Raw genomic sequence first — 6,380 nt, 5'->3', positions numbered from 1 at the left:
CAAGTAGTGCGTAAAGTTGAAGAATCCATCTCCTTTTTAGACAACCATACTCCTCTTTTTAAGGAAGATATTCAAAGTATTATTAATAAATTTTATGACTGGATCATCTACTTTAACAGAAGAGAAAAAGCTAAGGATCACGTGCTACTACAACCTGATAAAATTACTTTAGAAAAGCTGATACGTAAGGTAGAGATTGCTTTATCGCAAGAAGTAGCTGTTCCACCTAGACTGCTGATAGAAACTATAAACTTGCCTAATGGAGAACCATGCCCTGACATGGTATGCGACATCCATCAAGTAGTCTATTCATTGGTTAAGTCTATTTTACGAATTGGTAAACTAGAGGGCCCAAATGTACCTATTGTTAGAATACAATTGTATGCCACTTCTTTAGAATTTAAGCGAACTGATCCTATTGATAGCAGCCATGCTGCCTTTATAGATTTTCAAGCTACTGCTTTAGTCATTAGCCAGGCTACTATTGATTCTGATGCACTTCCTAAAGTAAAGGAGGTTTACAATGATACAATAGATACTACGGACGCTCAAGGCAAGAAAAAAATACTACCATCCATAGATCTTGAGCAAGACACCATATCCACTATAGTGAGTGCCCATTATGGCTATTTGGAGGTTTCTATTGATAGCCAGCCCCCTACTATGTTGCTGGTATTTCCTAGCAATGTCACGGATATTCTAGATAATATGACTGTCGAACTACCTCTAGATTGTTTAACCTCAGAAGGACTTATCACTCCTAAAGAGCAAGCTAGTTCTATGATGGCATTAATGCAGTTCCATGACCATGTCTGCAAATCATTTTGTAAAGCTGATCCTATTGATGTAAAAATCATTTCAGGTTTGCTTTTACTGTTAAGGCAACATTTTGGATTTAAACGGCATGCCTGTGGTCAATTGTTTTATGTGCGTGCGGTAGGGATTACTGAATTAGTGGTAGAATGGGTTTTTCACTCTCCTAAAGTGATTTATGCTTCTTTGCTCTATGAATTGGTTCGCTATACTTGTTTACCTATTTCTTACATTAAAGAACATTATAATTTAGGTGTCTATTCCTTTGTGTTAAATGTAGTAGGTATAGATAAACGCCAAGATTTAGATCACCCTTCTTTGCTGTATGTGCAGAATCGATTGAAAGAGGCGATTAGAGAGGATCACGTACAACTTTCGGTTCTCTTTATTAAACTAGCTGAGCGACTCTATGACCTACGCCACGCAGCAGGATATACTCATCTACAAGAAGTAACACATATGGTCAAAGAAACGCTGGCCATAGATGTTAGGTTAGCAAACGAATATTTGGGCCCAGAGATAGGGCCACTATTAGAAAAAGCCGCTAAACAAGCGCTAAAGGCTTGTAAAGCTAAAGAAAATAGTAAAGGAAAGGATAAAGATAGCTAATATATTCTTTGTCAAAATTTGCTTAAATTTTTCATCTGTTGAACCAAGCGTGTCAACTTAAGCAGTCACTTTTTTAAACACTATCCTAAAAATATGAAATCATTATTGATATTTTTCCTTAAGTTGACACTTATGATATCTTTAACTTGGCAGATAGGCATATACGGTCGCAATAGGGAAAGTAGTAGATGTATTGAGTCCTACCTAAAACGGATCTAAAAATCGCTTTATTGAAATTAAACCATCTATCTAAACAAGAAAAAAACGAAAATACAGCATATAATTCCGCCAATTTCGCTAATTTGATAGTTATTTACTGTATTAATTTGGTGAAAAATTTGATCTTCAAATTTAAAACTCAACTTTTACCTATAATCTCCCACGACGTTATTAAGTAATTAACTAAATGACTCAGACCAATATAGAACTCAATGAGCAGTTTATTAAAGCACTTGACCTTATGAAGTCAGGCGAGAAGAATGTTTTTATTACTGGTAAAGCAGGTACAGGGAAATCAAGCCTATTAAAGCATTTTAGAGAAAATACCCAAAAGAAAATAGCCGTCCTTGCCCCTACAGGTACTGCTGCAGTAAATATCAAAGGTCAAACGCTTCATTCATTTTTTGGATTAAAACCTGATGTAACCCTTGCAGCAATCAAAACCATTAAAGAAAATAAGAACAAAGAGAATATTTATAAAAAGCTAGATGCGATCATCATTGATGAGATTTCAATGGTTAGAGCTGATTTACTTGATTGTATCGATAAGTTTCTTCGCCTGAATGGTAAAAATGAAAATAAGCCATTTGGAGGCGTGCAAGTAATATGTATCGGTGATTTATATCAATTACCCCCTGTAGTACCCAGTAAGGAAAAGCAAATATTTCAATCACACTATCCTACTCCCTATTTCTTTAGTGCCCATTGTTTTAAATCATTAAATCTTGAGTTTATAGAACTGGATAAAATATACCGGCAAAGGGATACTACATTTATCGAGCTCTTAAACCATATTCGTAATAACTCTATAACTGACAGTGAAATAGGAATAATTAATGAAAGATATGATGCTGTTTTTGAGCCTGATTTAGATGATTTTTATATTTATTTAACCACTACTAATGCAAGTGCCCAAGCGATTAACGCCCAAAGGTTAAAAGGTATAAAAAGTAAAGAATTTACCTTTGATGGGACCATAGAAGGAGATTTTCCTAAAGAGCAACTACCTACACTTGTGGAACTAAATCTAAAACTTGGTGCGCAAGTCATGATGCTCAATAATGAATCCAATGGCAAATTTATTAACGGTACTATTGGGAAAATAATAGCTATTGATAGAGATAATGCCGTTCCCAAATTGGTCATTTTACTTGAAATAGGTAAGAAAGTTACGGTAGGGCCTTATACTTGGGAATCATATAAATTTTATTTAGAAGACAGTCAATTAAAATCAACTACTACGGGTGCTTTTACCCAATATCCAGTAATGCTGGCATGGGCTATTACCATCCATAAAAGTCAAGGTAAAACCTTTGAGAAAGTAGTATTAGATATAGGAAAAGGGACATTTGCGCATGGTCAAATCTATGTTGCCCTGAGCAGATGTACCAGTTTAGAAGGTTTAGTACTCAAGAAACCAATTGCTAAAAAACATGTTTGGATGGATTTTCATGTTGTCAAATTTGCAACTAATTATCAGTATCAAAAATCCGACCTTTTATGTTCTTTAGAAGATAAGATTACAATCTTACAAAGAGCTATTAAGGATAAAGCTACTATCCATATTACTTATTTAAAAGCAAAAGATGAAAAATCGCAAAGATCTATTCAGCCTATTAGTGTGGGAGAAATAGAATACCTAAGCAAGACTTACATCGGTGTAGAAGCCTTTTGCTTAAAACGAAAAGAATATAGAGTATTTAGAGTAGACAGAATATTGGAGATTAACTCATAAGAGGATTTTACTTAAAATGAATAAAAGTATTATTAACCAAGCTTACCATCAACTACTAAATGATTTAAAAACCAGTGTAGCCACTGCTAAATATAAAGCTTCTCTTCATGTTAATAAAGCACTTGTGTGCCTTTATCATAATATAGGAAGTCGTATTCTACATGCGCAAGCGCAAGAACGATGGGGCACTGGTGTTATTGCTGAGCTATCCAAGGATTTAAGAGCTGCTTTTCCAGATATGAAAGGGTTTAGCCCACAAAACCTCAAATATATGCGCAAGTTTGCCCAAGTATATCAGCCAGATGAAATCGGTCAACAAGCTGTTGACCAAATACCCTGGGGCCATATTGTAGTCCTAATCTATTCTGGGCTCGATAAAATCCAACAAAAGTTTTACATAGAATCTACTATTAAAAATGGCTGGTCAAGAAATAGCTTGTCTATGCAAATAGAAACCAATTTATATCAACGTCAGTCAGGTGCCATCACCAATTTTGATCAACATTTACCTCCCACACAGGCCGCCTTAGCCCAGACTACCCTAAAAAATCCTTATTTATTCGATTTTCTAAGTCTTGGGGATGAAGCCCATGAAAGAGAAGTAGAAAAAGGACTCGTTGCACACATTGAAAAATTTCTACTTGAGTTAGGTGAAGGATTTGCCTTCTTAGGGCGTCAATATCATCTTCAAGTTGAAGAGCAAGATTTTTATATAGACCTAATATTTTACCATATTAAGCTTCGTTCCTTTATAGTTATAGAGTTAAAATCTGGAGATTTCAAGCCTGAATATGTAGGAAAAATGAATTTTTATCTTTCTGCTGTGGATGACTTATTACGCCACTCAAACGATAATCCTTCTATTGGGTTAATTTTATGCCGGTCTAAGGTAGGCGTTTTAGCAGAATATACCTTACGTGATATAAATAAGCCGATAGGCCTTTCAACATACAGACTTACTAAAAATTTGCCTAAAAAATTACAAACAGCGCTTCCAACCATTGAAGAATTGGAAGCAGAACTTGCTAAAGGTTTAGATCACATAAAAGATGATTGATCTCAATTTCTAGATAACCCCTTCTTGATGCAATATGTAAAACGGTCTTTTCCAACCATCTAAAATTCTCGTTTTAGCCCCTCTTTTCAAGAGCAGTCTAAACTATTTCCTCATAACCAAGAAATGATGCTAGATGCAAGGGATTTGTTGGAAAACCACTTGCATTTATTATTTTAGAAAAAACGATAAACAATGAGGCTCCAGAGCAAGAAATCCATGATTTGGATCGTGTTAAGCTTTATCAAAATGATTTGCAAAACATTGCAGATGGCGCTGTGTCTAATACCAGTAAAAAGACCATTCGTTTACATAATGAGCCAATTATTTGGTGCAGCAACTACCAGATTACCGGAGAGGGGGGGGTACTTGCTTATTGAGGAAGGCGAACAAGTTAAGTTATTTGTTGATAAAAATTTATTTATGGCATGAGCAGATCCGGTTGGTAATTACAATTAGGTAAAGGGATATAAGATGATTGCCTCCTTTAAAGAGGGGGCTATTGAAAAGATATCGACAACGGGTAATAGTGAAAGCCTCTATTTTGCACTTGGGGATAAAGAAGAGTTGATGGGCATGCAAGAGGCCTAATACTATACTCAATCTTCACAATCAAGATACTGTGATGGAGCTTTACCTTGCCTCTCAACGATATTTGGATATTTCTTTTTTGCTTCTGGCTCAACAACATCCAAACACTCTACCAAAAACCTCCAGTCATCACCGTAATCAAAAAGAAAAAGCATTTTCTTGCCTTGCTCAAAAACTTTATAAATATAAGATTTTTCAACACTTTTCTCATGTAGCTCAATACTCGTGCCATAATCACAAAATAAAGTGTATGCCTCACTACTTTTATGGATATATTTAATATTATTATAGAAACCAAACGCATGATCCAATTCAAAATCAAAGGCGTTTATTATAGCTTCTGCAAACTTGTAAAGACTAGACGAACCCTTTAGCTCAATTATACAATAAATTCCCTTCTCTAAAGAAACCTTAAAAAGATATATTTGTCCTTTCATACCCTGAATATGTTGCCTTAAAGTTTAACCAACTTTTTTCTAATTGGCCATAAGCACTTAACTTAAGGAGATTGTTTTAATGGTAACATTATTACCAACTTAAATGATAATTTTTGTATTAGGCCTAGCATTCCTCATAAAAATCTTAGATAAAAAGATTATTTCAACATCCATATTCAGTTAATGGTGTCAACTTAATGAGTATATTTTATTGATTTACAACTATAATAGTATAGTTTTTAAATTTATACATCTGAAAAGTAGAACTTTTATCATGAGCGCTTGAATCGATCAATAGTTCATCATTGTAAGCAGATGTAGTTAGATTAAAAATCTAATCTGACTACATCAACAAGTCTATAAAATAGATTGAAAATGTGCTATATAATTATAACTATATTTCTGATATATAATAATGTAGTCAAATAAATTAGGTATAATAGTTATATTTACTATTCTAGTAAGGCTTACTTTATTTAGGTTATATAGTTAATCGTTAATCGAATTACTTCTGCTTACAAAATTCATTATGTATTCATAATCATATTAAAAATATTTTTATGTAATCAGATTAAGGCAATAATCTGATTACATTTGAGACTATATTAGATATATACAGATAGATATAAATGTTTATGTAATAAAATTTTCTATCTAATAGAAAGGTAGTTGTGGAGTTATCCAAGTTTATTTTTGTATGATGCAGAAGTAGAAGGAACTAATGAATAAAACTGTGGGTCTTACTAAATATTAAGACCATAATTTTTAATTACAGTTATTAATAGTTAATTTATTTTTTTAAAATTGTAATCTACAGGTGGACAATAAGCACAAGGCATTTATTCACCCAATGAAATTATCTTATGGATGAATCTGTGCAACAGTCTAAAAATTTGTTATATACATAATATTAATTATATAA

Annotated in this window: 4 protein-coding genes and 1 pseudogene; 4 read left to right on the top strand and 1 reads right to left on the bottom strand. The window is 33.5% G+C overall.

Annotated features, from left to right (window positions below; translation table 11 throughout):
* The 4 genes and pseudogenes from MUW73_RS03845 to MUW73_RS03820 all read left to right on the top strand — a co-directional run.
* Positions 1 to 1,422, top strand: a pseudogene (locus MUW73_RS03845) (sodium:solute symporter family transporter); the annotation flags it as partial.
* 406 nt (positions 1,423 to 1,828) lie between these two features.
* Positions 1,829 to 3,376: an AAA family ATPase gene (locus MUW73_RS03840; RefSeq protein ID WP_306668681.1), complete on the top strand. Its 1,548-nt coding sequence runs from the start codon at positions 1,829 to 1,831 to the stop codon at positions 3,374 to 3,376.
* Between the two features lie 16 nt (positions 3,377 to 3,392).
* Positions 3,393 to 4,433 carry a PDDEXK nuclease domain-containing protein gene (locus MUW73_RS03825; protein ID WP_243575276.1) on the top strand — a complete coding sequence of 347 codons (1,041 nt, stop codon included), beginning with the start codon at positions 3,393 to 3,395 and terminating at the stop codon, positions 4,431 to 4,433.
* Between the two features lie 221 nt (positions 4,434 to 4,654).
* The gene (locus MUW73_RS03820; protein WP_243575275.1) at positions 4,655 to 4,810 is read left to right on the top strand and encodes a hypothetical protein; all 156 of its coding nucleotides are present in this window, start codon (positions 4,655 to 4,657) and stop codon (positions 4,808 to 4,810) included.
* A 219-nt stretch (positions 4,811 to 5,029) separates the two neighbouring features.
* On the opposite strand, the gene MUW73_RS03815 is transcribed toward MUW73_RS03820, so the two are convergent.
* Positions 5,030 to 5,458, bottom strand: a complete 429-nt coding sequence (locus MUW73_RS03815) for a plasmid pRiA4b ORF-3 family protein (RefSeq protein ID WP_243575274.1) — start codon at positions 5,456 to 5,458, stop codon at positions 5,030 to 5,032.
* Positions 5,459 to 6,380: the final 922 nt, after the last annotated feature.

The sequence above is a fragment of the Candidatus Cardinium sp. cByotN1 genome (genome assembly GCF_022810525.1).
Taxonomy (GTDB): domain Bacteria; phylum Bacteroidota; class Bacteroidia; order Cytophagales; family Amoebophilaceae; genus Cardinium.
The sequence above is the reverse complement of the archived record's forward strand: the minus strand, read 5'-3'. Positions and strand labels throughout refer to the sequence as shown.